This window comes from Flavobacterium sp. GNP008 (assembly GCF_056428965.1).
This window is the reverse complement of the sequence record NZ_JBWJVL010000006.1, coordinates 1-829: the sequence shown is the minus strand read 5'-3', so window position 1 is coordinate 829 and position 829 is coordinate 1. Positions and strand designations below refer to the sequence as shown.

Below are 829 nucleotides of genomic sequence, written 5' to 3'. Positions count from 1 at the left end.
CTTTATCTCAGTATGTTAAGATATTATGTGATTGGTGTTTATAGCAGTATAAACAACATTACAGTAATTGCCCAAAGCAATTATAACCTCTTAAGGTGGTTATTGCGGCGGGGCTCACCTCTTCCCATCCCGAACAGAGTAGTTAAGCCCGCCTGCGCAGATGGTACTGCAGTTATGTGGGAGAGTATGTCGTCGCCTTTCTTTAAAGAAACCTATTCATTTATTTGAATAGGTTTTTTTTTGCCCTCTTTTTAAATAATATCAATTAGTACTACTGAGGATTGTTTAAATCAAACTAATCTGCTTTTATAAATGGTAAAAAGCTAAGGTCCAAAACTTCCTTTAATTAATATTTCTTGATCACGTTAAGAATAGATTAATTTATTATCCGGACAAATAAGTTGGGAGTTTGCTTAGAGTTTATGTTGTACTTTTGTTATAAATTTAAAAATACAGCATGAAAAAAATTATTTTATTTTTGGCACTAATTATTTCTTTTAGCTTTCAAGCTCAGCAACGCCCAAAATTAGTTGTTGGGATAGTAGTAGATCAAATGAAAATGGAATATTTATATCGTTTTTCTGATGATTTTTCTTCTGATGGATTCAAAAAGTTGATGAATAATGGTTATACCTTTCATAACATGCACTACAATTATATGCCAACTTATACAGCTCCAGGGCATGCTAGTATTTATACTGGAACAACGCCTTCTACACACGGCATTGTTGGTAATGATTGGTTTAATAAAGCTACAGGAAAAGATATGTATTGTACAGATGCATCATCCGTACAATACATATCTTTTCCTGTAGCTTTATTAAACCAA

The 829-nt window shown here is 32.6% G+C and carries 1 protein-coding gene and 1 rRNA gene; both read left to right on the top strand.

Annotated elements, in window-relative coordinates; genetic code table 11:
• Nucleotides 1-91: 91 nt before the first annotated feature.
• Nucleotides 92-201, top strand: a 5S ribosomal RNA gene (gene rrf / locus AC0608_RS13655).
• Between the two features lie 256 nt (nt 202-457).
• The coding region (locus AC0608_RS13650) for an alkaline phosphatase family protein (protein WP_478289450.1) at nt 458-829 on the top strand (372 nt) is incomplete at its 3' end.